Raw genomic sequence first — 25,371 nt, 5'->3', positions numbered from 1 at the left:
CAATAGAGAATAGACCATGAGCAATAAGGTTATCCTTGTTGTTCTAGATGGACTGAACTATCAGGTAGCCCGTGATTGCATGGGCTACCTGAACGGTCTTCTAGAACTAAGCGATTTGCAGACAAAACAGGGTGATATGCATGAGAAACAGGGCGATTCGTACAATAAACAGAGCACTTCGCAGAGCACGCAAGAAAACAAGCTGCGCGCCACGCTTTACCCTGTGCAGTGTGAGCTGCCATCTATGTCACGCCCACTGTATGAGTGCATTCTGACCGGTGTTCGCCCTGTCGAGAGTGGCATCGTCAACAATCAAATCGTGCGTTTATCGAATCACGAGTCGATCTTTAGCTTGGCGAAATTGCAGGGCAAAGTGACGGCTGCAGCGGCATATCATTGGGTGAGTGAGCTGTATAACCGAGCGCCATTTGATGCTGTACGCGACCGTTTCACTAACGATGAAACCATGAATATCCAACACGGCTGTTTTTACCACTGGGATCACTACCCAGATGAAGCCTTGTTCTTGGATGCTGAGCACTTGCGTGTTACTCATCAGCCGGACTTCTTGTTGATTCACCCAATGAACATTGACGACATAGGGCACAAGCACGGGTTGGATTCTCGCCAGTACCGCAACAGTGCTCGTGGCGCGGATATTTACCTATCAAACTATCTTGAGAAGTGGGTAGACGATGGTTATCAGGTGATCATCACCAGTGACCACGGCATGAACAATGACTTGTCTCACGGTGGCATTCTGCCTGAAGAGCGTGAAGTGCCATTCTTTGTGATTGGCGATAAGTTCACACACCAAGAGTGTTCAGTGAAACAGACCGATATCTGCGGCAGCGTCTGTCAGCTACTCAACCTTGAACACGATAAATCTTATACTCAGGAATTGTTGGCCTTATGAGCAGTTCTGTAATCACGCAGAGCGATGGCTCTGCGCTTAAACCCAAAACCAAATCTTTGTTTCAACGCTTCAAGCCCGCCTTGTGGCTTGCGCCTTTCGCGCTGTTTTTCTATCTGTTCCAACTGGCACCTATGGTTTGGGTGCTGATCAACAGCTTCTTCTACGACGATGAGCTCTCTCTCGAAAACTATTCTGAAATATTCGATTCTGCCTTCATGATGCAGGCCTTCGGTAACAGTTTATGGTTGTCGATTTGGTCGAGCATTGTTGGTTTAGCGATCGCGACTCTGCTCGTTTCTTCACTGCGCCGCGTTGATTCTAAAATCCGCGATGCGGTGATTGCCTTCATCAACATGAGCAGCAACTTCTCTGGTGTGCCTTTGTCGTTCGCTTTCATCATCATCTTGGGCACCAATGGTGCGATCACCTTATTGCTCAAGCAGTATGGATTATTGGGTGATTTCGACCTGTACGGTAAATGGGGTTTGCTGGCGATTTACATCTACTTCCAGATCCCATTAGCGGTGTTGTTGCTGTATCCAGCGTTCGATGCCTTGAGTGACGACTGGCAAGCCGCTTCGGCATTGCTTGGCGCGAAAACTTGGCAGTACTGGACCAAAATCGCGCTGCCTGTGCTATCTCCTGCCTTGTTCGGCACCTTCATCATTTTGATTGCTAATGCGATTGGCGCCTACGCGAGCGTGTATGCGTTGACCTCGGGCAACTACAACGTAATTACGATTCGAATCGCGAGCTTGGTATCGGGAGATCTGTTCTTAGAACCAAACCTAGCTGCTGCAATTTCAGTGATTCTGATGGCGATGCTGGCCTTCATCACCGTGATTAACCAATGGCTTATCAGCAAAAGCTACGCAGGGAAGAGAAAGTAATGAACACCGTCAATACTCGCTTTCATAAAACGGTTGTCTATTCGATTGTTGGCATCATGATGATCCCGATCTTAGCGACCTTTATCTATTCAATCTCTTCTCGATGGGGCGCGACGATCCTGCCGGATGGCTTCACGTTGGATTGGTACATCAACTTATTGACCGATCCTCGCTTCTTACAAGCCTTTGGTCGTTCACTGTTTATCTGTGTGGTGGCACTGTCATTGAGTGTGGTGTTGGTTCTGCCTGCGATTTTCGTGGTGTTTTACTATTTCCCGAAGCTCGACAAGGTGATGAATATCCTGATCTTATTGCCGTTCGCGGTGCCGCCAGTAGTGTCGTCAGTCGGCTTGCTTCAGCTGTATGCAGACAGCGAAATCTCACTGATAGGCACGCCGTGGATTCTGATTGGTACTTACTTCACCATCGCTCTACCATTCATGTACCGCGCGATTGCCAACAGCTTTGAAGCGATCAACCTGCACGACTTGATGGACGCTGCTCACCTGCTTGGTGCAAGCACCACCAAGGCGTTCTTGTTGATTATTCTGCCAAACCTTAAGAAAGGCTTAATGGCGTCATTGTTCTTGTCGTTCTCGTTCCTATTAGGCGAGTTCGTGTTCGCCAACATCTTGGTGGGTACACGTTACGAGACACTGCAAATCTACCTATACAACATGCGTCAAACCAGCGGCCACTTCACGTCAGCCCTTGTGATGACGTACTTCCTGTTTATTTTCTTACTGACTTGGTTGGCAAGTCGTTTCAGCCAGGGAACAAAATAATGAGCTATGTAAATGCGAAAAACCTCACCAAGCGTTTTGGTGACAACACAGTGTTTGAAGATATTCAATTCTCAATCGAGAAGGGCGAATTCATTACTCTGCTTGGCCCAAGTGGCTGTGGTAAATCGACTCTACTCCGCAGCTTGGCTGGCCTGAATCCTGTCGATGGTGGCGAGATCTGGGTTAACGGCGAAGAGATTACTCACCAAGTGCCGCAACAGCGTGGTATCGGCATGGTGTTTCAATCTTATGCGCTGTTTCCGAACATGACGGTTGAAGGAAATATTGCCTTTGGCCTGAAAATGAAAAAGTTTGCCGCCGATGAGATTAAGCACGAAGTTGCGAAAGTAATTGGGCTGGTGGACTTAACGGGCAAAGAGAAATTCTACCCACATCAGTTATCGGGTGGCCAGCGTCAACGTGTCGCCTTAGCTAGAGCCTTGGTGGTCAAGCCGCGTATTCTATTGCTCGATGAGCCGCTTTCGGCGCTGGATGCGAAGATCCGTAAACACCTACGCCAACAGATCCGAGATATTCAAAAAGAGATGAACCTGACCACGATCTTCGTGACTCACGATCAAGAAGAAGCGATGATCATGTCTGACCGCATCTTTTTGATGAATAAAGGTGAGATCGTCCAAGCGGGTACACCCGAAGAGATCTACACTCAACCTGCCAATGAGTTCGTGGCGGGGTTCATGGGGCACTACAATCTGGTGCTAGCGAATAAAGCTAAGCAGTTGTTCAATATTGAAACCGATTGGAAAGTAGCGATTCGACCTGAATCTATCTACGTTAAAGAGCAAGGCCGACAGTATGGCGAGCATATCTCCGCGCCGAAAACGGGCACCATTCGCAACCACCAGCTGCTGGGTAACGTGATTCGCTACCAAGTGGACGTCGATGAGTGTGAACTGACGGTTGACCTACTTAACCGTTCCTCTGAGCGACTGTTGGCAAACGGCAGCCAACTTGAACTCCTGTTTAACCTTAACGAAATTCAACCTGTGAGAGCCTAAGATGTTCAAACCTTTGTATGTATTTGATATGGACGAAACGCTGATCAATGCCGATGCAGCAATGCTTTGGAATGAGTTCTTGGTTGAAAAGGGCATTGCCACTGCGCCCAACTTTATTGAAGAAGATAAGCGCTTAATGGGCCTGTATTCGGAAGGTAAACTGAATATGGAAGATTACCTAACGTTTTCCATGCAACCACTGGCCTACATGCCAACAGAGCAAGTGACTGCCTTGGTGGAAGAGTGTGTCGAACAACATATTTTGCCTAAACAGTTCAAGCAGTCTAAGTTTTTGATTGATCAGCTAGCGCGCGACAACATCGATATGTTGATCATCTCAGCCAGCGTCACTTTTTTAGTGGAAGCGGTCGGCCGTAAGATTGGTATCGAGAACGCACTCGGTATTGATTTGATTGAAAACCAAGGCCGTTTCACATCTGAGATCTCAGGCGTGCCAAGTTACCGTGAAGGTAAAGTGATTCGTTTAAAAGAGTGGTTAGACAATCAAGAAACCAACTACTCAGATATCCACTTTTATACGGATTCAATCAACGACTTACCTTTGTGTGAACACGCTGATTTTGCTTATTTGGTGAACCCATGCCCGCGTTTAAAAGCGTTAGCTGATCAACCGAATTGGTCGATTTTGGAGTGGGATTAATGCGAATTTTATATTGGAATTAGGTTTTTTCTAGAGCTCATCAAGCCGCTGACTACAGTGGCTTTTTTGTATTCAATGCATTTCTGTAAGTTATGCCTGTACGAATAAAAGCTTACCTGTAACAACTTATTCACATCCTATGTTCGATTGTAAATTAAAGCACCGCCTTTCAATCCTTTGATAGTACTCACTTTCCTATTCTAGCTGTTCGCCTGTAACAATTACTTTACATATTGACGAGTTTTCACCGTGACCGTCCATTTTCTTCGATGCATTCCATTATCTCGGCTTGTGGGCCAAATTTAATTAAGGACAAAAAACACACAACACTTAATCGTGTAATAGAAAGCACGTAATAAAAAGTCACGTAATACAAAACCAATAGGTACAAGGAGAAAGTTCATGGTGGATACATACAACCCGCTTGGTACGGATGGATTCGAGTTTGTTGAATACACGGCCGTTGACCACAAGGGAATTGAGCAACTTAAAGCGCTGTTTGTGTCACTTGGTTTCGCTGAGATCGCCAAGCACCGATCAAAAGAGGCTTGGCTGTATCGACAAGGTGACATCAACTTTATCGTTAATGAACAACCACACAGCCAAGCGGAAGCCTTTGCTAAAGTGCATGGGCCATCAGTGTGCGGTATGGCTTTTCGTGTCAACGAAGCAACATCTGCTATGGAGCAAGCATTCAAGGGCGGTGGTGAAGAGTACAAAACAGAAATAGGGCCGATGGAGCTGAGCATTCCTGCCATTTATGGTATCGGTGAAAGTTTGCTTTATTTTGTGGATCGCTATGGCAAGCAGAGCATCTACGACGTTGATTTCCGATTCTATGACGATGCGGAAGAGCGCATGGCCGAAGCTAATGTTGGCTTGTATGAAATCGACCATCTCACGCACAACGTGAAGCAAGGCAATATGGATGTTTGGTCTGGGTTTTATGAGCGCATCGGTAACTTCCGTGAGATTCGCTACTTCGACATTGAAGGTAAGCTGACAGGCCTTGTGAGCCGCGCCATGACCTCACCATGTGGCAAGATCCGAATTCCAATCAATGAGTCTTCAGACGACAAATCACAAATCGAAGAGTTCATCCGCGAATACAACGGCGAAGGTATCCAACACATCGCGCTCGCTACGGATGACATTTACAAAACGGTGAAAACCCTCCGTGATCGCGGCATGGACTTTATGCCAACCCCTGATACCTATTACGAGAAAGTCGACGAGCGTGTGAAAGGCCACGGTGAAGACACTGATCTGCTGCGCGATTTACGTGTTCTGATTGATGGCGCGCCGACCAAAGATGGCATCTTGCTGCAAATTTTCACGCAGACGGTCATCGGCCCTGTATTTTTTGAGATCATTCAGCGTAAAGGCAACGAAGGCTTTGGCGAAGGTAACTTCAAAGCGCTGTTTGAATCGATTGAAGAGGACCAGGTTCGTCGAGGAGTATTAGACGATGCATAAATGGATCTCGTTTCCTCATCGGGAGGGGGTGTGTTCTAAACAAGCGCATGCCGATTTTCCCGAAGAGGCAATCTATGAGCGGGAGGCGGGTCGGAGTGGTTTCTTTGGCCCTGCGGCTCACTTCCATCACCAACATGCCCCAACAGGTTGGTCGGAGTGGGAGGGGGATTTACGCCCTCGCGCTTTTGATTTTACGCTGGTGGACAAAGCCAGTCAGATAACCCCTTGGGCTGTGCCTCATCTTTTGCACAACGCAGACTGCAAAATCCGCGTATGGCGCATGGATGAGAAGATGGATTTCTTGGTGCGTAATTCCGACGGGGATGAGCTGTTGTTCATTCATCAAGGCAGTGCTGATCTCTATTGCGACTATGGCCATTTAGAAGTGAGTGAAGGGGATTACGTGATGATCCCGCGCTCGACCAATTGGCGCTTAGAGCCAAGTGAGCCGATGTTTATCTTGATGATAGAAAACACCGACGCGGCTTATTCCTTGCCAGAGAAAGGCATGGTCGGCAATCACGCGGTGTTTGATCCTGCTGTGCTCGACATACCTTCAATCAACGATCAATTCCGCGCTCAGTACTCAGAAAACCAAACTCAGGTTCAGGTAAAACGCCACGACAAAGTCAGCGTTATTACTTATCCGTTCAATCCATTGGATGCAATTGGTTGGCATGGCGATTTGGCCGTGGTGAAAGTGAATTGGCGCGATATCAGACCCTTGATGTCACATCGCTACCATTTGCCACCCTCTGCGCATACGACGTTTGTTGGCGCAGGCTTTGTGGTGTGTACCTTTGTGCCGCGCCCAATTGAGAGCGATCCTGGGGCGTTGAAAGTGCCGTTCTACCACAACAACGATGATTACGACGAAGTGCTGTTCTATCACGCTGGTGACTTCTTTAGCCGCGACAACATTGAAGCGGGCATGGTGACCTTCCATCCGGCGGGCTTCACTCATGGGCCTCACCCAAAGGCGTTCAAGGCTGGGCAAGCGCACAAGAAGAAGTTTACCGATGAAGTGGCGGTGATGATCGATACTCGCCACGCGCTGCAGTTCTCTGATGAACTCGATAGCGTTGAGAACAAAGAGTATGTCTACAGTTGGCAAGACTCTGGTGTTAAAGAAATGGCTGACGATAAGAAATAAGGGACAAGGATGAAATTAGCAACCAAGAAAAATGGCACTCGCGATGGCCTGTTGGTGGTCGTGAGTAAAGATCTCAAACAGTGTGTGGCTGCCACTGAAGTCTTCCACGCGATGCACCTTGCACCCACCATGCAGGTGGCTTTGGATAACTGGGACAGCGTGGCTTTTCAGTTAGAAGAGTTATACACCTCGTTAAATAATGGGCATGTGACAGGCAGTGAAGCCTTTGCACCTCAGTATTGTGAATCACCTCTGCCACGCGCTTATCAATGGGCTGATGGCAGCGCTTATGTAAACCACGTTGAGTTGGTGCGTAAGGCTCGTGGTGCTGAGATGCCAGAAAGCTTCTGGGTCGATCCACTCATGTATCAAGGTGGCTCAGATGCCTTTATTGGCCCTCGTGACAACATCGAATTTGCCAGTGACGAGTGGGGCATCGATTTCGAGGGTGAGGTGGCGATTGTCACCGGTGATGTACCGATGGGCGCTAGTGTTAAGCAAGCGCACGATTCGATTCGATTACTGATGTTGGTGAACGATGTGTCGCTGCGCGGTTTGATTCCAGCGGAGCTTGCTAAGGGTTTTGGCTTCTTCCAGTCTAAACCGTCTTCGGCGTTCTCTCCGGTTGCGGTAACACCTGATGAGCTTGGCGAGCAATGGAAAGGCAGTAAGGTACATTTACCATTAATATCGACCTATAACGACCAGCCTTTTGGTTGCCCGAATGCAGGCGTGGATATGACCTTTAACTTTGCCGAGTTAGTTGTGCATGCAGCGAAAACTCGACCACTGTCGGCCGGTGCAATCATAGGTTCAGGCACGGTATCGAATAAACAAGGCACCGATCATGGCACCTCAATTGCCGAGGGCGGCGTAGGCTATTCATGCATTGCCGAAGTTCGCATGATCGAGACGATTCGTGATGGTAAACCTTCGACTCAATTCATGTCGTTTGGTGACTCGATTCGCCTAGAGATGTTTGATGCGGCGGGTAACTCGATTTTTGGTGCGATTGACCAAAAAGTTAGCCAATATCGAGCGTTATAGCCCATATTATAAAGATTCAGCTCGAGCGAGATCATTGTATGAATCAGAACATGACACTTTACGGCTACTGGCGCTCTTCGGCCGCCTATCGGGTGCGTATTGGATTGAACCTAAAGCAACTCGACTATGAGTCTAAATCGGTGCACTTGGTGCGTAATGGCGGCGAGCAGCATGATCCACAATATCGCGATCTCAATGCCAGTGAATTAGTGCCGGTGCTGGTGGATGGTGACGTTCAACTCAATCAGTCACTGGCTATTCTTCAATATCTCGATGAGCACTATTCTTGTGAGAGTAGCCCGGAAGTCTCGCTGATTCCTGAGCAAACACCACTGCGCTATCAAGCGTTGGCAATGGCTCAGGATATTGCGATAGAAATTCACCCTCTTAATAACCTGCGTGTGCTGCAGTATTTGGAGCGAGAATTATCGTGCGAGCAAGAGGCAAAAATGGATTGGCTTCACTATTGGATGAGCCAAGGTTTCTCGGCGTTAGAAGAGAAGCTTTCTAAGCATCGTCAAACACACGGTGATTCGGTGTATAGCCTCACCGATTCACCATGCATTGTCGATATCTGCTTAGTGCCGCAAGTCTACAATGCGCTGCGTTTTGGCGTTGATATGTCGCCGTATCCGCTGATTAATTCGATTGTTGAAGCGTGTAATCAGTTACCGGCATTCATTGATGCGACGCCAGAGAATCAAGCGGATGCGAATGCACCAGTGTAAATACTCGTCCCTTGCATCACTAAAGTCGTTTCTGGACAATTTCATGCTAGCAACCTTCCTAAATTAGCAATTAATGAATGATCCTTATTTATAGAAAGCCGCTTTGTCTAGTGCTGACCGTGTCGGATAGGTTTGCACATTCCGAATTAGCAGAGCTGACAGTCTCCTTATAGTGGAGACGTGTCTCATTAGAATGTAACTCGGTTCGCTTTGGACTGATATGCTTTAATTCGCTGGATGGTTAAGGTTCGCTTATGTTTGTTTTTTATTTGTATATGACATAACTCAAGCGTTAGTCCGAAAACCATAGCAAAGTACACGTAGCCTTTATTGATATGAATGGCTAGCCCTTCCGCCATCAACAACCCTCCTAATAAAACCAAAAACAGTAAAGCCAGCGTTTTAAATCCTGGGTAACGAATAACCAAGTTGTTAATTTTTTCCGCTGTTAAAATCATAAAAATCGCGGATGTCAAAATAGCGGCTATCATAACGGGCACTTCAGATGTTAAGCCGACAGCGGTTATAACTGAATCCATTGAAAAAACGGCATCTACCGCTACAATCTGGAGAAGTACGACGGCTAGTCCAGTCCTAGCTTGAGTCGAATATGACGATGGTGTATGTCTTAACCATGACCAAAGTTCTTTCGCACTTTTAGCTAACAAAAAACCACCACCCAATATCATAATAATATCTCGCCCGGTGAACGTTGTATGGGCGAAGCTCAGCAAAGGATTAGTCAGAGACATCACCCACGAAATAGAAAATACAAGACCTATTCGCGTTAACACCGCCAGACCAATACCTAAATTACGTGCAACTTTGCGTTGCTGTTCGGGAAGCCGCTCACATAGAACAGAAATGAAGACGACATTATCGACACCCAAAACAATTTCAAGAATCAATAAAGTTGCAAATACTACCCAGATTTCGGGTTGTAGAAAGAGCTCTAGCATGTGCTTATCTCCTTAATACAAGAAGACAATGGGATAAAACGGCACCTAACGGGGTCGTCCATAGAAGTAATTTACCTCTTTGTTTAGAAATGTTGGATTAAGAGTCAGAATTCAATTTAATAACGCTAGTTTTTAATGTGTTATCTATTTTATTGTTGAACTCAATATTTAACATCGGATGTTTATGTGGTAGTGACTGGATGTCGTTGGCAAGTATGCAAAACTGATCAAAGCCAAGGGGTTCTAAATGATTGACCTGTGAAATAGGCCAACCATTGTACTTCTCTTTACTAATCATGTATCGATGATTGCTTGAAGTTAGATTGATAAATCACGAGTTACTTGACTGCATATTTTGATTAAGCGGAAAAGCCACCGTCGATCATCAAATCAGCACCAGTGATGTAACCCGCTTCTGAGCTAGCGACGAATGCTACTAAGCTAGCAATCTCCTCAACTTGACCATAACGACCAAGTGCACCGATAGCTTTTACAGGCTCTGAAGTATCGCCATTGTCTGGGTTTAAGTCGGTATCTACCGGACCAGGTAAAATGTTGTTGACTGTAATACCTCTAGGGCCTAGATCGCGAGAGAGACCTTTGGCCAATCCGGTTAGTGCAGACTTGCTCATTCCATATATAGAACCGCCAGCAAAAGGAATGCGCTGAGCGTTCGTACTACTGATATTGATTATTCTGCCGTTATTATTCATATGCTTCGCGGCTTCATGAATAGCCACAAATACACTTCGTACGTTTGTATTGATGGTCTTGTCCCAATCATCCATCGTCAAATTTTCAATACTGTCCCAGATCAGCGTACCTGAGTTGTTTACGACAATATCAATTTGACCAAGTTGTTCTATGGTTTCGCTGATTGCATTTCTGATATCTTCAGTCTTAGTGCTATCCGCCTTTATTGCGATGACTTTGCTACCTTGTGAAGTTAAGTTCTCAGCAAGCGCTTTAGCTTTTTCGTGGGATGACACAAATGTAAAAGCAACAGACGCTCCCTCCAATGCCAATCTCTCAACAATGGCGGCACCAATGCCGCGACTGCCACCTTGGATAAAAGCGACCTTACCTTTGAATCTATTGAAGTTATTCATTATGTTTACCTTAATTGAAAATCGATGTAATCATCTCGTTGATGTACACAGAATAATCGATTCACATTCGCTTATTAAGTCCATATAATGACGAACATAAAGTCCTTGTGGGAATTAATTGATGTTAAAAAGCCAATTTGTGGAAGTTCGTCACTTTGTCACCGTTGCGCAATTGGGGAGTTTTACCCTTGCGGCTCAAGCGCTTGGAATGACCGGTTCAGCTTTAAGTAAAAGCGTTGCTCGACTAGAAAAACAGCTAGGCACCAAACTCCTTCATCGAACAACTCGACGCATCGCGTTAACCAATGATGGGGATTCCTATTTAGCCGACTGCCTTAAAGCGATGACCATTTTAGAGGAAGCAGAGAAGCGCTTAAGCAATCAACAGTTATTGCCATCAGGGCGTGTGCGTATAGATTTACCCGCAGTTCTCGGTAGAAGAGCAATCCTACCCAAGTTGCTAGAATTAACGTCCAAGTTCGAGCAATTAGATCTATCTATTACCTTTAATGACCGTCCTACGGATTTAGTCAGTGACGGGATTGATCTTGCGCTCCGCGTTGGGCACTTAGAAAACTCGGGCGATATTGTTGCACGTAAAATAGGGGAGCAAAAAAGGGTGATATGTGCCTCTCCCTCTTATTTAGCAACGCGAGCACCTATTACCAAAAAAGAAGATATTGCTCAACATGATTGCATCGTCGGTTGGCCTATAGGACAAAGGCATAGTTGGCTGCTGAAAAATGCTAAAGGGGCAACCGAATCTGTTGATATTTCAGCACGTCATGAGATAGCCGACTGTGAAGGTATTTTGCAATCGACTTTATCTGGTGCAGGTTTAGCTCAACTACCAGTATGGTTAGTGAAGCAATACCTTGATGATGGGCAATTATGCCCTGTATTAGAGAAATTCAATGGCGAAGGAGCACCCATCAGTATTGTTTGGCTAAAAACACCTTACATTCTGCCTAAAATAAGAGTCATCATAGATGAAATCATTGCATTATCGAGCCGTCATCCGGATATTTTTGAGGCTTCTTTGTAATGTTGACTAATCGAAGCACGACATTGCAGGTCATTTGGGTGTTATTGTGTTTTAGATAATCCAACGATATTGAGGTCACTATCAAAGTTTGATAGTGGCCTCAATCATCATAAAACCTACATACTAGCTAACAATATTTACATTTGTCTTAGGTATCGCGCAGCAAGCTAGGGCCATTCCTTTCGCCTTATCACTGTCTTCAATTCCTGGGGCATCGGGCTGGTAAACCTCTCCTGATTTCACAGTGACTTTGCAGGCGCCGCAGAAACCAGCTCTGCAGTTATTCGAAATAGAAAGCCCTGCTGCTTCAGCTTGCTCCAGAACGGTGCGCTGGTTGCTTCCTTCAAACACGACACCATCAAGGTTGATTTGAACCCTTTTCTCGCTCCCGTCCGCCACTCTTGCAACGCCAAATGTCTCTTGATGGTACTGTTCTTCGGGCAGCCCACTCTCTATCATCAAGCGCTTTACACTTTCCATGAAACCACCAGGACCACATACAAAAACTTGACGTTTGTGAAACTCTGAAATTTGATTTAAATGAGTACGACTAAAATGCCCCTTTTCGCCTAGCCAATCAGTTGATGGCTCGCTAAGGGCTAGAGTCACAGTGACATTGGCGTGTTGTTTTTCTAGCATAAGGAGCTCTTCCATGAATGGAATATCCGCTTTCGTCAAACATTGATGATAAAACGCAATATCACGCGTGTCTCGTTGGTCAGTCAAATACCGAAGCATAGCGATCATGGGCGTCACACCGCTACCGGCAGAAAGCAGCAACAGCGGCTCATTCGATTCTTTAGTAATATGAAAAGTGCCTTTGGGTTGATCCGCAATAATGGTATGGCCAACTTGTAAGTGGTTGAACAACCAGTTGGAAACTTCACCACCATGGACTCGTTTCACTGAAATCGACAAACGTTCTGGCCGAGAGGGGCTAGATGACAGCGTATACATTCGTTTGGTCAGTTTGCCATTGACCGTGATCTCAATAGGGAGGTGTTGTCCCGCTTTATACTCAGGCACCATGCCGTTTTTAGGCTCAAACCAAAATGTCTCGAAGTTTCTTGCTGTAGGTTCTCTTTCAACACAAATCAACTCTTGTTTTTTTGCGTCGAGATCTTCATAAAACTCCTTGGATTTATACTCAAGCACTTCGATAGCATCATTGATGGAGATAACACCTTCGTTTTTCGCTACAAGGTTTTGCCCGAAAAATATTTTGCCTTGCTCGTTGGCTCTAAAGCGTGAAAAGCTCGTCAATGGCTCTTTACTGGCCCTAAATTCTCCATTTTCCAGATCAAGTGTCGTTAAAATGCACCGCTCACACGGCTCTACAATTTCAAATTCAACGTCACCTATCTTGATACGCTTCCATGAGTCTTCGATAAAAGGTTCGTTTGATTGCACCACGAGGTTGGTACGAAACTGTTCCATGGTGTGAACTTCGCTGCTGCGTCTATTTAGCTCCGCTAATGAGCCAGAGCTAATAAGCAAGATAGGAAAACCGTCGGCAAAGCTCACATTATGACCAAGGTTTTCTCTCATGCGGTTAGATTGCTCGCCAGTAAACAGTAACTCAACTCGCTTCCCAATTACTTGGCTAAACCACTCATTCGCTTCATCGGTTGTTGTATAGGCTGAAAAGCGGTCCCTCCAAACACTGGCATCTGTCGCCTGCATTTTGAAGGTAGAGTAGTGTAATTTTAGTGCCGCCAGCCCAGGGTAAGAAAAAATGATACCGGTTGGCAGTAGACTAGAACTCACTTGAACCATATTTGGATACTGACGCGCCGTCACCATGGTTGGGTATTTAGCCGAAGCGGAGACATCATCACCAGTTAACGCCAACATAAAGCGACGATCAAAAACAAGGCCTTGCTTTTCGAGCCATGAAGAAGAGAGAGAAAGCCCGCCAATGGATTTGACTGGATAGATATTAATTTGGGAAAGTACGGTAGGATTTACCACAATGTTACCCTTTATTATTGTGCTGATTTATTGAACCGCAAGGAACGGTTTTAACGACCTAACAAGGCCGATGGTTTATCTTGTGAGAAGGTAGGTTGTTTCGCGATTTAAGCATGAAGCGCATCAAAGCCAACGCATTCAATGCCACTTTTTCTTAGCCAGAGAGAGAACTCATCGCTGGTTAAAATCTTCCACTCTTCAACACGAGCATGGGTATAACTAGAGATGTCCTCTAGCTCTTCAGTTAGCGTCCTTGCTGGGTGGCACATTAATTCAATCGTACTGTTAGGCATGCTGTATTGATAAGCCAGCAATACTGCTTTGAGGTATTCAATATTGACACCTTCTGCATGAAAGCCCATATCAAACGCATCTGGGGTAGGAACCGACAATAAGTTTTGACCCCGTATAAAGCTATCAATACGCCTGACGGGGAGGCCTATTTCATTGGCTGCTTGTGTAAAACCTATTTTAAGAGGGCGATAGGCACCAGCAAAATGGTGGCTATCGATATGATTAATATTAAATCCCGCGTCTAAAGCCGCTTGATATTGCGCCATACACTCTCTAAAGACTTCATCAGAAGACACATCAGATTTATTAAACAGGGTCTTTCTATCAAAAAAATGACCATTCTCGTCAACCAGTGTTGGAATTAATTTAGGGGACGATATTGATTTACCTGATGTCACTGTAAAATGCAGTCCAACTTCATGAATAAGACCACGTTGATAGAGTTGTGACGCGTGAGAGACACCAGGTTGGTTCATCATTATGGTGGTCGATTTTACGGTTCCGGCACGAAAACAATCCGCAATCCCCAAGTTCACCGACTCCGTCAGCCCGAAATCATCAGCATTTAAAATAAGTTTCATCGTATCTCATCCACGTTATATCTTATCGATTCTCGTAATAGCGTTATCAGCTCCGATTCCCTTCTTGATTGAGTCACCATTAACGTCCTTGTAATGTGACATTACACAAATTAATCTATAATGACTGACAACTTCGGACAAACGAATAATTCCCCCACACGAATTAACCAGAGTAATGCATGAGCTCAATCACCAATCAACAACAGCAGCTTTCTCTGCTTCATACTTTTAGCGTTGCAGCGCGCCACTTGAGTTTTACCAAAGCAGCAGAAGAGCTCTTTCTGACCCAAGGTGGGGTTAGCCAGCGAATTAAAAAACTGGAAATGCAGCTTCAATTCAATCTATTCATTAGAAAAACCCGAAAGTTAGAGCTCACACCGGAGGGACAAAGAGTTCTGAGTGTTCTGAATTCATCATTTGAGTCCATTTTTTCCACCCTTTCTGACATTCAAACCGGAGAGCTGACTGGTAGCTTACATATAGCGACATCACCTTATTTCGCCTCTGCTTGGCTGATCCCGAAACTCCCTTCACTTCGTCAGCTATACCCCAATCTAAGCATCAAGCTGCAAACCAAACAAAATCAATCTGATTTTCAATTTGAGCCTTACGATGTGGCGATTTTTTATAGCCAAGGGCGGTATCCAAACCACTACAGTGAGCGACTGTTTTCAGGGAAAAGAACACCTGTGTGCAGTGTTAATTACGCCACCGAGCATGGTCTTCACAATGGGTTGAGCGCTCTATCTGACGTTAATTTTATCCATAGAGGGGATACAAGTGCGTGGCAGTATTGGTTAGATGAAATGCATATCGACATTGATTGTAAAAAACGGTGTGACTTCTATAGTGACAATCGCCTAGCGATGGAAGCGGCGGAATTATCGCTCGGTGTGTTTCTTGCTCGGTATGAATTTGCGCTGCCTTTAATCCAAGCGGGGAGGCTAGTCGCGCCATTTCCACATATTGAATCAGGAAAAGGCTACGATTTGGTTTGCCCTAAAGGAATGGAAACAAGAGTAAAATTCCAAGCGTTTTCTCGCTGGGTACATTCTGAGATAGACAACGGATAAAGCGTGCTCGTTATATTGTTATATGACTGAGCACGAATCAACTCAAACGCCATCGTTCTCAGAGCCTCTCCAGTGCTTTAGCCTCATCATCGCTCAAATGAAAAAATACCCTAGAGTTTACTTTAGGGTATATATTAACAACAATGATAGGCAGTCTATGGCAGCAATGAAGACTGCATAATCAACAAAACTCAAACTGAGTTTTGTTGATTATTTTTTGTTAAAAAAAATCAATAACTAGATCTTCAACCTGGACTGGATACTCCTCCATCAACCAGTGACCACATGACTCCAACACATGACCTTGAACGTCATTGGCATACTCTTTCATTTGATTGATTTGAGTTGTCCCTAAACTACTTTGAGCGTTATCTGATATTGCCAGGATCAGCATTTCCCACAAATTATTTCAAGTACCATTTGCACAATAAAACTTCAAAAAGGCATATTAAGTCCCTGTAGGAATATGTATTGGTAATTTTAAGGACTTAATCTTGCGTGTGTTATCCCCTATTATGCAATCCAAGTTGATAATTAAATTCAAACGACTACCAATATCTTTTGGTGAAATTTACGGTTCGATGTGACAACGAATAGACCTAACTGCTGCTTCTGTCATAAGAGTGACAGTGTCATAAAGCATGGCTATGGCCCCAACGGCCATCAACGATTTCGCTGTCTTGCTTGCCGCCGTACCTTTCAAGTGAATTATTGTTACGAGGCCTGTAAACCAGAAATTCGAAATAGGATTATTGAAATGACCTCACAAAATCATGGAAAGCGAGCAACCAGTCGTCATTTGCAAGTTTCGTACAACACGGTTCTAAGCGCATGTCATCGGGATAAATAGAAGCCATTCCCCCTTTGAAAATGCGAATTCTGATACGTTGCCGAATTCAATCACATTGAAAACGGCATTTTTATTGGATAAAAAACAACATTTTTGTGCCACTTTTCCGACACTTGGACTTAGGGCTCTAACAACAACCAATATCGACGGTACGTAATTACCGCATATAAATAATTTTGAGTTGAAACAATGAAAAAACAAAGCTTGTTTATCTTTGCTCTATCTTTAGCCGTTTTTGGCGTTATCACGACAGAGCTTGGTATCATCGGACTCTTGCCACAAGTCATGAAAGATTTAAACATTGACGTACAAGAAGCTGGTCTGTTAGTGAGTATCTATGCTGTCGTTGTAGCAGTCAGCGGACCATTTATTACGTTAATGATGTCTGGGTGGAATAGAAAGTATGTTCTAGTCGGCATTTTGTCTCTATTCGTTGTCTCTAACCTTGTGTACGCTATGACGCAAGATTACACAACCATGATGATATTTCGCGTTCTACCGGCGTTAGTACATGCTGTATTCTTTTCTGTCGCTTTAGTGGTTGTCACATCAATGGTTCCAGTTGAAGAGCAAAGCAACGCCGCTGCTAAAGTTTTTGGTGGAGTAGCGGTTGGTTTGGTCTTTGGTATTCCGATTAGCGCTTTTCTAGCTGAAGAATATTCACTTGCTTATGCCTTCTACTTTGGCTTAACTGCTTGTGCTATTGCGTTAGTGAGTGTGATGTTTTTGATGGAAAGCGCTCCTGTAAAGGAAAAAATGTCATTCGGCTCTCAAGTGACTATTTTACGTAGCAAGTCCATGTGGCTGTCGCTATTCACCGTTATATTCATCTTTGCAGCGATGTTTTCTTCGTACAGCTTTATTACTCAATACTTAAGCACAGTAACGAATATGAACGGTACGTGGATTAGTGCCATGCTGATGGTGTTCGGTGTATTTGGTATCTTTGGCAACTTTATCTTTGGTAAGTTACTCAGTCAGAATATGCGAAAAACTGTAGTACTGTACCCTATACTATTCAGTCTTACCTTTATCACAATTTACCTTATGGGATTTTCTTTCTACTTTATGATTGCCATGGTTGCATTTTGGGGCGCTGTACACTCAGCAGGCTTGATCGTTAGCCAGACATGGATAATGGAAAATGCGGGAGATTCTAAAGTGTTTGCGAATAGTCTTTTTGTATCTTTTTCAAACCTAGGAATTACTATTGGATCGGTAATAGCGGGGTGGTTTATCGCTCAGTTCGGTGTAGAAAATCTATTCCTATCAAGCTTAGCATTTACGGTATTAGCGTTGATTAGTATCTTACTAAATCAGAAAAAAAGTCCCGCTCTTAAACTTTCAGAAGTGAATTAATCAGCGAAAGTGCTGACTTTCATGAGAGAAGCATAACCACAAAGGTCAGCACTGTTTTTATTACTTAACCACCTACGATTCGAATAAGCATGTTAATTCAAGCGGCTTTGTTACGTCATTCAGTTGAACTAAATCAAGAACCGAAAGAGTCGAGGAAATGGTTTTGAAGTCACTAAGGTGTGGATGAGTTTAGTGAAACCTACGCTTGTGAATCGAAGTCTGTCTGTCCACATAGGATTAATCCTTGAATAGATAAAGTAATAGGTACGTCCTGACGATTCCAATTAACGACCACGAGTTCCAAGGCTAAAAACTTCCACAGTGTTGAACCAACGGAGGTTTTTCTTTCGATTTTCCTAGGAAAGAAAAACTAAAACGAAACAGCACGTTTTATCTCTTCCAAAACCTCGGCGTTAGCGATAGCCCCGAGGTTTTCTACACTCTTACCATTAATCACCTGTTTTACTGCCAGCTCCACCAGTTTGCCAGAGCGTGTTTTTGGCACATCGCTGATCGCAAAGATCTGGCTTGGCACATGCCTTGGTGAGCAGGATGATTTGAGTTTGCTTTTGATGGCTGTCAGTAATTCATCATCTAGATCCACACCTTGCTGCAGTTGAACAAACAGCCATATCTGCTCATTGCGGTCGATGTCTTTACCGACTGCTATCGAATCAACAATGCCGTCAATGGTGTTCACTTGCTGGTAGATCTCAGCGGTACCAATTCGCACACCACCAGGGTTGAGTGTGGTGTCGCCTCGCCCGTAGAACAGATAACCGCCATGTTCGCTCTGTGCGACTTCATCACCGTGATGCCACACATTATCAAACCTATCCCAATAGGTGCTGTGATAGCGTTCTCCGGTGTCATTCCAAAAGCCAGCGGGGAAGTTGGGTAGGGAGTTAGTGCATACTAGCTCGCCCCGTTCTTGGTTGACCTTGCCACCAGACGAATTGAACACCTTGATGTCGACGCCGAGCCCGGCCTGTTGGCACTCGCCGCGATACACTGGTGAGATAGGATTACCCAACACAAAGCAGCCACAAATATCCGTACCACCAGAAATAGACGCTAAATGCAGGTCTTGTTTGATGTGCTTGTAGACATAATCGAACTGCTCTGGGTAAAGCATAGAACCCGTCGAGCACAGTGTTCTTAATTGAGGCAGAGAGTGACTGTCGATAGGCGAGAGCTCCGCTTTCTCAATCGCTTCTAAATACTTGGCTGAAGTGCCAAACAGCGATACATCCGCACGCTGCGCTAAATCCCACAGAACGTTGGGTTGCGGGTAAACCGGGCTCCCATCAAAGATCACCAAACAAGCACCGCTGGCGAGCGCAGAGACGTGCCAGTTCCACATCATCCAACCACATGTGGTGTAGTAGAACACGCGATCTCTTGGTTTAATATCGCAGTGAAGTTGATGCTCTTTTAGGTGGTTGATGGTGGTGCCACCGACAGAGTGAACAATGCATTTAGGTTGGCCTGTGGTGCCGGAAGAGTAGAGTACAAACAGTGGTTCATTGAAGCCGACACGAGTAAATAGAAGAAGTTTTGGCTGATAGTAACTAATGATGTTTTTCCAGCTTTGGGGTGACACATCATGTTTAACGTTGTTCTTATCTAAATCGTTTTTCTCTAAATCACGAGTCGGTTTCAAATAGCTGATCTCACACACCTGTTTTAGCGTGTTTAAGTGTTCGATGATTTCACGGTTCTTGTCTGTCATATCGAACGTCTTGCCATTGAAGGTGTAGCCGTCACAGGTGAACAGCACCTTAGGTTTCACTTGGCCAAATCGCTCAATCACACTCTCGACGCCAAAGTCAGGTGAGGTTGATGTCCAAATAGCCCCTAAGCTGGTGGTCGCTAGCATTGCGACCACGGTTTGTGGCAGATAAGGGGTATAAGCGGCAACTACATCACCTTGCTCCACGCCGCTATCGACAAGCCATTGCTGAACACTAGAGACTGCTTCACACAGGCTTTTCCATGTATAACTCTGCTGTTCGCCACGTTCATTCTCAAACCAAATCGCAAGTTCGTTTGGCAACGTTTTTGATGAATGCAGTAAGTTTTCGGCGTAGTTAACTTGCGCATTCGGAAACCACACCGCATCGCGATTCGATTTTGGCTGCTGCCAACGGCTCTCGCCTTGAGTTTTGGTGTCATCTCCTTGCGAACCCACCATTCCACAAAACTGCCACACGTTTTGCCAAAACGACTCCGGTTGCTCCACAGACCATTGATGGAGATCGGCGTAGCTTCTTAGCTCCCTCTCTAACTTCAATACTTGCGGTTTTAATTCAGACAGGTCGAGGCTGTCGATAAATCGGGTTACGTTGGCATCGGCGATACGTTGCTCGTTTGGTTGCCAAATGGACTTATTGCTTTCGTGCATTCCTTTACCTTTAACAAAAAGTTAACGATTTCAGTCTGGTATTTAGGTTTTATAAAGTCAAAAGATCAGCAAAATAAGCGTTTGATATAGGTGTGTAAACAAAATGTTACACGGGAGGGTGTTTAGAAAGATAGCGAAGATTGGCGCTTATAAAGAGTGGAGATAGGCTTAAAGGGAGACATTCGTTAGGAGGTGTGTAATGACTCAATATCATTCTAAGCCCGTGAGCCAAGAGGGATGGGTTGAGTGGAGCCTCGAAGAAGACGCCATTTGGCACGACTTGGTGAAAAGGCAACTGGACGTAATTAGTGACCGCGCTTGCGATGCTTATTTGCACGGTTTGACCTTGCTTGATCTACCATTAGATAGGGTCCCTCAACTCCCAGAGATAAATAAAGTGCTAAAAGAAACAACAGGTTGGCAGGTTAAGCCTGTTCCGGCATTGATCGATTTCGACCGTTTCTTTGATTTACTCGCTAATAAGAAGTTCCCCGTTGCGACATTTCTGAGAACGCGAGACGAGTTCGATTATTTACAAGAACCTGATTTTTTCCATGAAATTTTTGGCCATTGTGCAATGTTGACTAATACTGATTTCGCGGCTTTCACTGAACATTATGGAAAACTAGGCCAAGCGGCGACATCCAAGCAGCGCGCCTATCTTGCCCGTTTGTATTGGTTTACGGTCGAGTTTGGTTTAGTCAAAGAAGGGCACAAGCTGAAAATCTATGGCGGTGGCATTCTTTCCTCTCCGGCAGAAACCATTTACGCGTTGGAAGGGGACTTGGCCGTTCGTGAGCGGTTCGAGCTAAAAACCGTTTTAAGAACCCCTTATCGCATCGACATTATGCAGCCGAAATATTATGTGATCGACGAGCTATCTGAGTTATTCGAAATCAGTCAGAAAAACTTATTACAGCAAGCTGATCTCGCGATTGATGCGGGATTACTACCACCACTTTTTGAACCCAAGGAACCAACACATGTTGAATGAACAAAAATGCGAAGCCTGCAGTATCGACGCGATTGCTCTAAGTAAAGGTGATCAACAATCTTTACTGTTGGAGTTGTCTGACTGGCAGATCATGGAAAGAGAGGGCATCCCGCAGCTTGAGAAGGTGTTTAAGTTTAAGAACTACAAACAAGCCTGGGCATTCAGCAACAAAGTGTCAGAGTTGGCAGAAGAAGAATTTCATCACCCTTCGATTTTATTGGAGTGGGGCAAAGTAACTGTAACTTGGTGGAGCCACTCAATCAAAGGCCTGCACAAGAATGATTTCATCTGCGCCTCACGCTGTGATGTGTTCGCGGTGAGTGATTAGTTTGTAGATTAGGGGGTTACTCTTTTGCAGTCTTTTTGATGTGATTACCTCATTATTCGGCTCATTCGGTGAGTCGAATACTCAATACTTTCTCATCAAGCTACTTCTCTCAAAGTAGCTTGATGTACATCAGCGATTTGCTGTTTTCTCGCCCTGCATCCACCCACTAATGCTCATAGTATTGGTTTTATGATCCTGCTCTATGATATATTTCTCGGCCAAGTGTATTACAGACGAAGGCTAATAATGTCTATCAACCTTTCACTCCTTCCACCCAGCGAGAAAAATAAAATCGAACTGGATAAGCAAGCATCGTTTCTTGTATGGAAACTAAAGCAAGCAAAATGTGGCCCTGAAGCCATTGTTGAAGAAGCAATGAAGCTAAGTGACCCTGATGAAAAGGTGTGGTTTGAGCAGTCTGTAGAAAAATACAAACGGGTAATGGGTGTCGCATAAACGCAGATAAACCTTGCCCAGCAATGCTGTAGAATTGAAATGACACAGTAATTTGCTAGAATTTTCACCGTTAATTGAATCAGAGAGAAGATCCCGATGGGAAGAAGTTTTGAAGTGCGCAAGGCCTCAATGGCGAAAACTGCAGGCGCAAAAATTAAAGTTTATTCTAAATACGGTAAAGAGATTTACGTACTGGCTAAGAACGGTAGCTCTGACCCAGATATGAACCTACCTCTTAAGCACCTGATTGCTAAAGCGAAGAAAGACCAAGTACCCGCTCACGTTATCGACAAAGCGATCGATAAAGCAAACGGCGGCGGCGGTGAAGACTTCCAACCTGCTCGTTACGAAGGTTTTGGCCCTGGTGGCACAAGCGTAATCGTTGACTGTCTAACTGACAACGGCAACCGTACGTTCCAAGACGTTCGCCAATGTTTCGTTAAGACTGGCGCGAAAATCGGTGTTGAAGGTACTGTTTCCCATATGTTCGCTCACCAAGCTGTATTCCAGTTCAAAGGCGAAGATGACGAGATCATCCTAGAAACGTTAATGATGGAAGACGTAGACGTGACTGACGTTGAGCTAGAAGACGGTGTTATCACTGTATTCGCTCCAACGACTGAGTTCTTCAAAACGAAGACAGCACTAAACACTGCGTTCCCAGAGCTAACGCTAGACGTTGAGGAAATCACTTTCGTTCCTCAAACAACTACGCCAGTAGCTGAAGAAGATTCTGAGAAGTTCCAGAAGTTCTTAGACATGCTTGACGACTGTGATGACGTTCAGCAGGTTTACCACAACGCTGAGCTGTAATTTTTACAGTAACAACAGTTATTAAAAAACCGAGCCTAGTGCTCGGTTTTTTTATGAACGTTATATCTGATTTTCCTTGATCATCGTTCCATAATGTACGGCTGACAAAGCGTTCTCTGGTCGCGATTTATCGCTGAACTTCATTATATTGTTCGTCTTATCCCGACATGAATCTGATTTAGGTACTCCCTGAGTATCATCGGGGTGATCGCCAAGCGTATTTAGTGTACAAAGAAAGAAAATATCAGCCGAAGGCATTGACCTTGCTCATCGACGCTTTGATTGAATGTTTTCAATCAGTTCATAGTGATGAGCTCAGTCAAATGAAAAGGAGAAAGAAATGAAAGTAAGTTTTATCGGGCTAGGCGTAATGGGTTTCCCAATGGCAGGACACCTAGTCAAAGCCGGTTTTGAAGTAACGGTATTTAACCGCACTCATAGCAAAGCATTAGACTGGGTTGATAAACACCAAGGTAAAGCCGCTGAGAGCGTGGCTGAGTGTGTCGCAGAAGCTGACGTGGTATTGGTTTGTGTAGGTAATGATGACGACGTACGCAGCATGACAACCAGCGAAACTGGCGCATTGGCCGCGATGAAGCCAAACGCGATTCTTGTCGACCACACAACAACGTCTGCAGTACTGTCTGAAGAGCTTGAAGTGGCAGCCAAGCAATCGGGTATTCGCTTTATGGATGCACCAGTGTCTGGTGGCCAAGCGGGCGCAGAAAACGGCGTGTTGACCATCATGTGTGGCGGCGAACAAGCGCAATTCAACGACCTTCAACCTTTGTTCGAAGCTTACGGTAAGTCGTCGGTTCTGATGGGTAAAGTCGGCCAAGGCCAACGCGCGAAAATGGTTAACCAGATCTGCATCGCGGGTGTATTGAACGGCTTATCTGAAGGCTTGGTACTTGCTGAAAAATCAGGTTTGGATATCCCAACTCTGGTCGATTGCCTTAAAAATGGCGCCGCTGGTTCATGGCAGATGGAAAACCGCGCAACCACAATGGCGCAAGACAAGTTTGATTTCGGCTTTGCCATTGATTGGATGATCAAAGACTTAGGCTTCTGCCTAGATGAAGCAGAGCGCCAAGGCATCCAACTTCCACTGACTGAAAAGACCAACAACGCCTACAAGGCACTGTCTGCCGAAGGACAAGGCCGCATGGATACGTCAGTATTGATGAAAGCTGTGGTTGAAGAGACTAAGAAGTAGAAGTAATAGAAGCTTCTCTTGGATAAACAAAAATAGCCGCTAATTAGCGGCTATTTTTATTTGTACCCACTTAGAATACGTGAAAGCGTTCGTTCTGAAGTTCACAATTGGATAAAAGCTTCTTCGAGCCTTTACTTAAATTAGCAAAACACGAATTAGCGAAAATATGGGAAAAATTGATTAAATGTATGCCTAGCACCGATTATTGTATTTTCTGCCTTATTTAATTAAAAAGGCCTATGAACTAAAATGGCTTCCTTGGTTGTAAACTAAACAATTTGTGGAACTCTATAAATGCTACTAAACCGATAGTCTCTCAGATAAATAATCAACCAACATCCTGACTCGTCTTGATAGATTTCGATTTAGTGGATATAAGGCTGAAATTGTAGTGGCTGGTTGGTAGTAATCGCTAAGTAGTAATTGCAAGCGGCCCTCTTCAATATCATTCTTGAATAAAAAACTAGGTCCAAAGCCTATGCCTAACCCACGAAGAATGCTCTCAACTATTAAACCACCATCATTACTCGTTAAACTACCTTTTGCCTTTACAGTAATTGATTCACCACTAGGAGAGAGAAACGGCCAGCCCCGATTAATCTTGGAGTCACTATAAATTAAGCAATTATGTTCCATTAGATCTGCTGGTTGGTAAGGTGTTCCCGATTTTCTTATATATTGGGGAGAAGCGACGACTTGAAATGTGCAGTCTGCTAACCGACGAGAGATAAGACAGGAGTCTTCTAATTGTCCTACTCTTAGCGCAATATCTATACCTTCTTCCACTAAATCTTCAGTACGCCCACTGGCTATTACCTCAAGCTCAATTTCTGGATACTGGAGTTGAAATTCTATTAGTAATTGACCAAAACCTGAAATGATAAGACTTTGAGGTAATGTTAGGCGTATTTTTCCCTTTGGTGCGCCTTGGCTATCCATGACCTCAGCCCGAGCATTCTCAGCTTCTGCCATAATTATCTTACAGTGCTTATAGAACTGTCCGCCTTCATCAGACAAGCTCAATTTACGAGTCGTACGATATAGTAGGCGAGTTCCTAAATCATCTTCCAAGGTGGAGATCTGTTTGCTGATAAATGATTTAGAGAACCCAAGTTTCTCCGCTGCCGCCGTAAAACTTCCTGTATCAACAACAACAGAAAAAGTTTCCATAAGAGTTAAAATATTCACATTAGCACTCGTGAGTAAACAATGAGTTTACTTTAAGCATATATATTTCACCCTAT

Annotated in this window: 25 protein-coding genes and 1 pseudogene; 19 read left to right on the top strand and 7 right to left on the bottom strand. The window is 44.7% G+C overall.

The window, feature by feature from the left end; all coding sequences use genetic code 11:
• Positions 1-16 precede the first annotated feature (16 nt).
• The 9 genes from OCV24_RS16010 (at position 17) to maiA (ending at position 8,675) form a co-directional block, all read left to right on the top strand.
• A complete protein-coding gene (locus tag OCV24_RS16010; RefSeq protein WP_017057690.1) occupies positions 17-916 on the top strand; it encodes an alkaline phosphatase family protein in 900 nt (299 codons plus the stop codon).
• Complete coding sequence (locus OCV24_RS16005) at positions 913-1,806, top strand: ABC transporter permease (RefSeq protein ID WP_150877584.1); 894 nt, start codon at positions 913-915, stop codon at positions 1,804-1,806. Before OCV24_RS16010 ends, OCV24_RS16005 begins: the two co-directional genes overlap by 4 nt.
• The gene (locus OCV24_RS16000; protein ID WP_136997475.1) at positions 1,806-2,591 is read left to right on the top strand and encodes an ABC transporter permease; all 786 of its coding nucleotides are present in this window, start codon (positions 1,806-1,808) and stop codon (positions 2,589-2,591) included. The genes OCV24_RS16005 and OCV24_RS16000 overlap by 1 nt, the downstream gene beginning before the upstream one ends.
• Positions 2,591-3,610 (top strand): ABC transporter ATP-binding protein, encoded by a 1,020-nt coding sequence (locus OCV24_RS15995; protein ID WP_150877586.1) that lies wholly within the window; start codon positions 2,591-2,593, stop codon positions 3,608-3,610. Before OCV24_RS16000 ends, OCV24_RS15995 begins: the two co-directional genes overlap by 1 nt.
• Position 3,611: 1 nt before the next feature.
• Positions 3,612-4,271, top strand: coding sequence for an HAD family hydrolase (locus OCV24_RS15990; protein WP_017057687.1), 660 nt, complete (start codon positions 3,612-3,614; stop codon positions 4,269-4,271).
• A 402-nt stretch (positions 4,272-4,673) separates the two neighbouring features.
• Positions 4,674-5,747 carry a 4-hydroxyphenylpyruvate dioxygenase gene (gene hppD / locus OCV24_RS15985; protein ID WP_017057686.1) on the top strand — a complete coding sequence of 358 codons (1,074 nt, stop codon included), beginning with the start codon at positions 4,674-4,676 and terminating at the stop codon, positions 5,745-5,747.
• A complete protein-coding gene (locus tag OCV24_RS15980; protein WP_150877588.1) occupies positions 5,740-6,900 on the top strand; it encodes a homogentisate 1,2-dioxygenase in 1,161 nt (386 codons plus the stop codon). Before hppD ends, OCV24_RS15980 begins: the two co-directional genes overlap by 8 nt.
• Before the next feature lie 9 nt (positions 6,901-6,909).
• Positions 6,910-7,947 carry a fumarylacetoacetate hydrolase family protein gene (locus OCV24_RS15975; protein ID WP_146443317.1) on the top strand — a complete coding sequence of 346 codons (1,038 nt, stop codon included), beginning with the start codon at positions 6,910-6,912 and terminating at the stop codon, positions 7,945-7,947.
• 38 nt (positions 7,948-7,985) lie between these two features.
• The gene (gene maiA, locus OCV24_RS15970) at positions 7,986-8,675 is read left to right on the top strand and encodes a maleylacetoacetate isomerase (protein WP_146443319.1); all 690 of its coding nucleotides are present in this window, start codon (positions 7,986-7,988) and stop codon (positions 8,673-8,675) included.
• Positions 8,676-8,863: 188 nt separating this feature from the next.
• On the opposite strand, the gene OCV24_RS15965 is transcribed toward maiA, so the two are convergent.
• Both OCV24_RS15965 and OCV24_RS15960 read right to left on the bottom strand, forming a co-directional pair.
• Entirely contained in the window at positions 8,864-9,634 is a 771-nt protein-coding gene (locus OCV24_RS15965; RefSeq protein WP_057622952.1) for a TerC family protein, read from the bottom strand.
• Positions 9,635-9,993: 359 nt separating this feature from the next.
• Complete coding sequence (locus OCV24_RS15960) at positions 9,994-10,743, bottom strand: 3-oxoacyl-ACP reductase family protein (RefSeq protein ID WP_017057681.1); 750 nt, start codon at positions 10,741-10,743, stop codon at positions 9,994-9,996.
• Positions 10,744-10,864: 121 nt separating this feature from the next.
• On the opposite strand from OCV24_RS15960, the gene OCV24_RS15955 reads away from it, so the two are divergent.
• Positions 10,865-11,788, top strand: coding sequence for a LysR family transcriptional regulator (locus OCV24_RS15955; RefSeq protein WP_150877590.1), 924 nt, complete (start codon positions 10,865-10,867; stop codon positions 11,786-11,788).
• A 123-nt stretch (positions 11,789-11,911) separates the two neighbouring features.
• On the opposite strand, the gene OCV24_RS15950 is transcribed toward OCV24_RS15955, so the two are convergent.
• Positions 11,912-13,759 carry a hybrid-cluster NAD(P)-dependent oxidoreductase gene (locus OCV24_RS15950; RefSeq protein ID WP_150877592.1) on the bottom strand — a complete coding sequence of 616 codons (1,848 nt, stop codon included), beginning with the start codon at positions 13,757-13,759 and terminating at the stop codon, positions 11,912-11,914.
• 107 nt (positions 13,760-13,866) lie between these two features.
• Positions 13,867-14,634, bottom strand: a complete 768-nt coding sequence (locus OCV24_RS15945) for a carbohydrate deacetylase (RefSeq protein ID WP_016792130.1) — start codon at positions 14,632-14,634, stop codon at positions 13,867-13,869.
• A gap of 179 nt (positions 14,635-14,813) precedes the next feature.
• On the opposite strand from OCV24_RS15945, the gene OCV24_RS15940 reads away from it, so the two are divergent.
• The gene (locus OCV24_RS15940) at positions 14,814-15,707 is read left to right on the top strand and encodes a LysR substrate-binding domain-containing protein (protein WP_137007490.1); all 894 of its coding nucleotides are present in this window, start codon (positions 14,814-14,816) and stop codon (positions 15,705-15,707) included.
• Positions 15,708-15,927: 220 nt separating this feature from the next.
• On the opposite strand, the gene OCV24_RS15935 is transcribed toward OCV24_RS15940, so the two are convergent.
• Positions 15,928-16,101: an alpha/beta fold hydrolase gene (locus tag OCV24_RS15935; RefSeq protein ID WP_017057676.1), complete on the bottom strand. Its 174-nt coding sequence runs from the start codon at positions 16,099-16,101 to the stop codon at positions 15,928-15,930.
• 189 nt (positions 16,102-16,290) lie between these two features.
• Here OCV24_RS15935 and OCV24_RS20850 point away from each other — a divergent pair, with 189 nt between their 5' ends.
• Complete coding sequence (locus tag OCV24_RS20850; RefSeq protein ID WP_084026602.1) at positions 16,291-16,557, top strand: IS1-like element transposase; 267 nt, start codon at positions 16,291-16,293, stop codon at positions 16,555-16,557.
• A 189-nt stretch (positions 16,558-16,746) separates the two neighbouring features.
• A complete protein-coding gene (locus tag OCV24_RS15930; RefSeq protein WP_150877594.1) occupies positions 16,747-17,916 on the top strand; it encodes an MFS transporter in 1,170 nt (389 codons plus the stop codon).
• Between the two features lie 370 nt (positions 17,917-18,286).
• Here OCV24_RS15930 and OCV24_RS15925 read toward each other — a convergent pair whose 3' ends face one another.
• Complete coding sequence (locus OCV24_RS15925) at positions 18,287-20,320, bottom strand: acetoacetate--CoA ligase (RefSeq protein ID WP_150877596.1); 2,034 nt, start codon at positions 20,318-20,320, stop codon at positions 18,287-18,289.
• A gap of 199 nt (positions 20,321-20,519) precedes the next feature.
• On the opposite strand from OCV24_RS15925, the gene phhA reads away from it, so the two are divergent.
• The 6 genes and pseudogenes from phhA to OCV24_RS15895 all read left to right on the top strand — a co-directional run bounded on the left by phhA (position 20,520) and on the right by OCV24_RS15895 (position 24,127).
• Complete coding sequence (gene phhA / locus OCV24_RS15920) at positions 20,520-21,314, top strand: phenylalanine 4-monooxygenase (protein ID WP_150877598.1); 795 nt, start codon at positions 20,520-20,522, stop codon at positions 21,312-21,314.
• A complete protein-coding gene (locus OCV24_RS15915) occupies positions 21,304-21,642 on the top strand; it encodes a 4a-hydroxytetrahydrobiopterin dehydratase (protein WP_137033847.1) in 339 nt (112 codons plus the stop codon). Before phhA ends, OCV24_RS15915 begins: the two co-directional genes overlap by 11 nt.
• A gap of 246 nt (positions 21,643-21,888) precedes the next feature.
• Positions 21,889-22,098, top strand: coding sequence for a DUF3283 family protein (locus tag OCV24_RS15910; RefSeq protein ID WP_046222971.1), 210 nt, complete (start codon positions 21,889-21,891; stop codon positions 22,096-22,098).
• Positions 22,099-22,194: 96 nt separating this feature from the next.
• Positions 22,195-22,911 (top strand): YebC/PmpR family DNA-binding transcriptional regulator, encoded by a 717-nt coding sequence (locus OCV24_RS15905; RefSeq protein WP_017057670.1) that lies wholly within the window; start codon positions 22,195-22,197, stop codon positions 22,909-22,911.
• A gap of 161 nt (positions 22,912-23,072) precedes the next feature.
• Positions 23,073-23,255 (top strand): annotated as a pseudogene (locus OCV24_RS15900) (hypothetical protein); the annotation flags it as partial.
• Positions 23,252-24,127, top strand: a complete 876-nt coding sequence (locus tag OCV24_RS15895) for an NAD(P)-dependent oxidoreductase (protein ID WP_150877599.1) — start codon at positions 23,252-23,254, stop codon at positions 24,125-24,127. The pseudogene OCV24_RS15900 and the gene OCV24_RS15895, both read left to right, overlap by 4 nt.
• Positions 24,128-24,427: 300 nt before the next feature.
• Here the strand turns inward: OCV24_RS15895 and OCV24_RS15890 are convergent, their stop codons facing one another.
• On the bottom strand, positions 24,428-25,315 hold the full coding sequence (locus OCV24_RS15890; protein WP_029627159.1) for a LysR family transcriptional regulator: 888 nt from the start codon (positions 25,313-25,315) through the stop codon (positions 24,428-24,430).
• Between the last annotated feature and the right edge of the window lie 56 nt (positions 25,316-25,371).

It is taken from the genome of Vibrio kanaloae, assembly GCF_024347535.1.
Classification (GTDB): Bacteria; Pseudomonadota; Gammaproteobacteria; order Enterobacterales; family Vibrionaceae; genus Vibrio; species Vibrio kanaloae.
This window is presented reverse-complemented; position numbering and strand designations above follow the sequence as displayed.

What these genes read in the sequence shown, in the direction of transcription:
- OCV24_RS16010 (WP_017057690.1), top strand. Translation starts at nt 17, where the DNA reads ATGAGCAATAAGGTTATCCTTGTTGTTCTAGATGGACTGAACTATCAG.
- OCV24_RS16005 (WP_150877584.1), top strand. Translation starts at nt 913, where the DNA reads ATGAGCAGTTCTGTAATCACGCAGAGCGATGGCTCTGCGCTTAAACCC.
- OCV24_RS16000 (WP_136997475.1), top strand. Translation starts at nt 1,806, where the DNA reads ATGAACACCGTCAATACTCGCTTTCATAAAACGGTTGTCTATTCGATT.
- OCV24_RS15995 (WP_150877586.1), top strand. Translation starts at nt 2,591, where the DNA reads ATGAGCTATGTAAATGCGAAAAACCTCACCAAGCGTTTTGGTGACAAC.
- OCV24_RS15990 (WP_017057687.1), top strand. Translation starts at nt 3,612, where the DNA reads ATGTTCAAACCTTTGTATGTATTTGATATGGACGAAACGCTGATCAAT.
- hppD (WP_017057686.1), top strand. Translation starts at nt 4,674, where the DNA reads ATGGTGGATACATACAACCCGCTTGGTACGGATGGATTCGAGTTTGTT.
- OCV24_RS15980 (WP_150877588.1), top strand. Translation starts at nt 5,740, where the DNA reads ATGCATAAATGGATCTCGTTTCCTCATCGGGAGGGGGTGTGTTCTAAA.
- OCV24_RS15975 (WP_146443317.1), top strand. Translation starts at nt 6,910, where the DNA reads ATGAAATTAGCAACCAAGAAAAATGGCACTCGCGATGGCCTGTTGGTG.
- maiA (WP_146443319.1), top strand. Translation starts at nt 7,986, where the DNA reads ATGAATCAGAACATGACACTTTACGGCTACTGGCGCTCTTCGGCCGCC.
- OCV24_RS15965 (WP_057622952.1), bottom strand. Translation starts at nt 9,634, where the DNA reads ATGCTAGAGCTCTTTCTACAACCCGAAATCTGGGTAGTATTTGCAACT.
- OCV24_RS15960 (WP_017057681.1), bottom strand. Translation starts at nt 10,743, where the DNA reads ATGAATAACTTCAATAGATTCAAAGGTAAGGTCGCTTTTATCCAAGGT.
- OCV24_RS15955 (WP_150877590.1), top strand. Translation starts at nt 10,865, where the DNA reads ATGTTAAAAAGCCAATTTGTGGAAGTTCGTCACTTTGTCACCGTTGCG.
- OCV24_RS15945 (WP_016792130.1), bottom strand. Translation starts at nt 14,634, where the DNA reads ATGAAACTTATTTTAAATGCTGATGATTTCGGGCTGACGGAGTCGGTG.
- OCV24_RS15940 (WP_137007490.1), top strand. Translation starts at nt 14,814, where the DNA reads ATGAGCTCAATCACCAATCAACAACAGCAGCTTTCTCTGCTTCATACT.
- OCV24_RS15935 (WP_017057676.1), bottom strand. Translation starts at nt 16,101, where the DNA reads ATGCTGATCCTGGCAATATCAGATAACGCTCAAAGTAGTTTAGGGACA.
- OCV24_RS15930 (WP_150877594.1), top strand. Translation starts at nt 16,747, where the DNA reads ATGAAAAAACAAAGCTTGTTTATCTTTGCTCTATCTTTAGCCGTTTTT.
- OCV24_RS15925 (WP_150877596.1), bottom strand. Translation starts at nt 20,320, where the DNA reads ATGCACGAAAGCAATAAGTCCATTTGGCAACCAAACGAGCAACGTATC.
- phhA (WP_150877598.1), top strand. Translation starts at nt 20,520, where the DNA reads ATGACTCAATATCATTCTAAGCCCGTGAGCCAAGAGGGATGGGTTGAG.
- OCV24_RS15915 (WP_137033847.1), top strand. Translation starts at nt 21,304, where the DNA reads ATGTTGAATGAACAAAAATGCGAAGCCTGCAGTATCGACGCGATTGCT.
- OCV24_RS15910 (WP_046222971.1), top strand. Translation starts at nt 21,889, where the DNA reads ATGTCTATCAACCTTTCACTCCTTCCACCCAGCGAGAAAAATAAAATC.
- OCV24_RS15905 (WP_017057670.1), top strand. Translation starts at nt 22,195, where the DNA reads ATGGGAAGAAGTTTTGAAGTGCGCAAGGCCTCAATGGCGAAAACTGCA.
- OCV24_RS15895 (WP_150877599.1), top strand. Translation starts at nt 23,252, where the DNA reads ATGAAAGTAAGTTTTATCGGGCTAGGCGTAATGGGTTTCCCAATGGCA.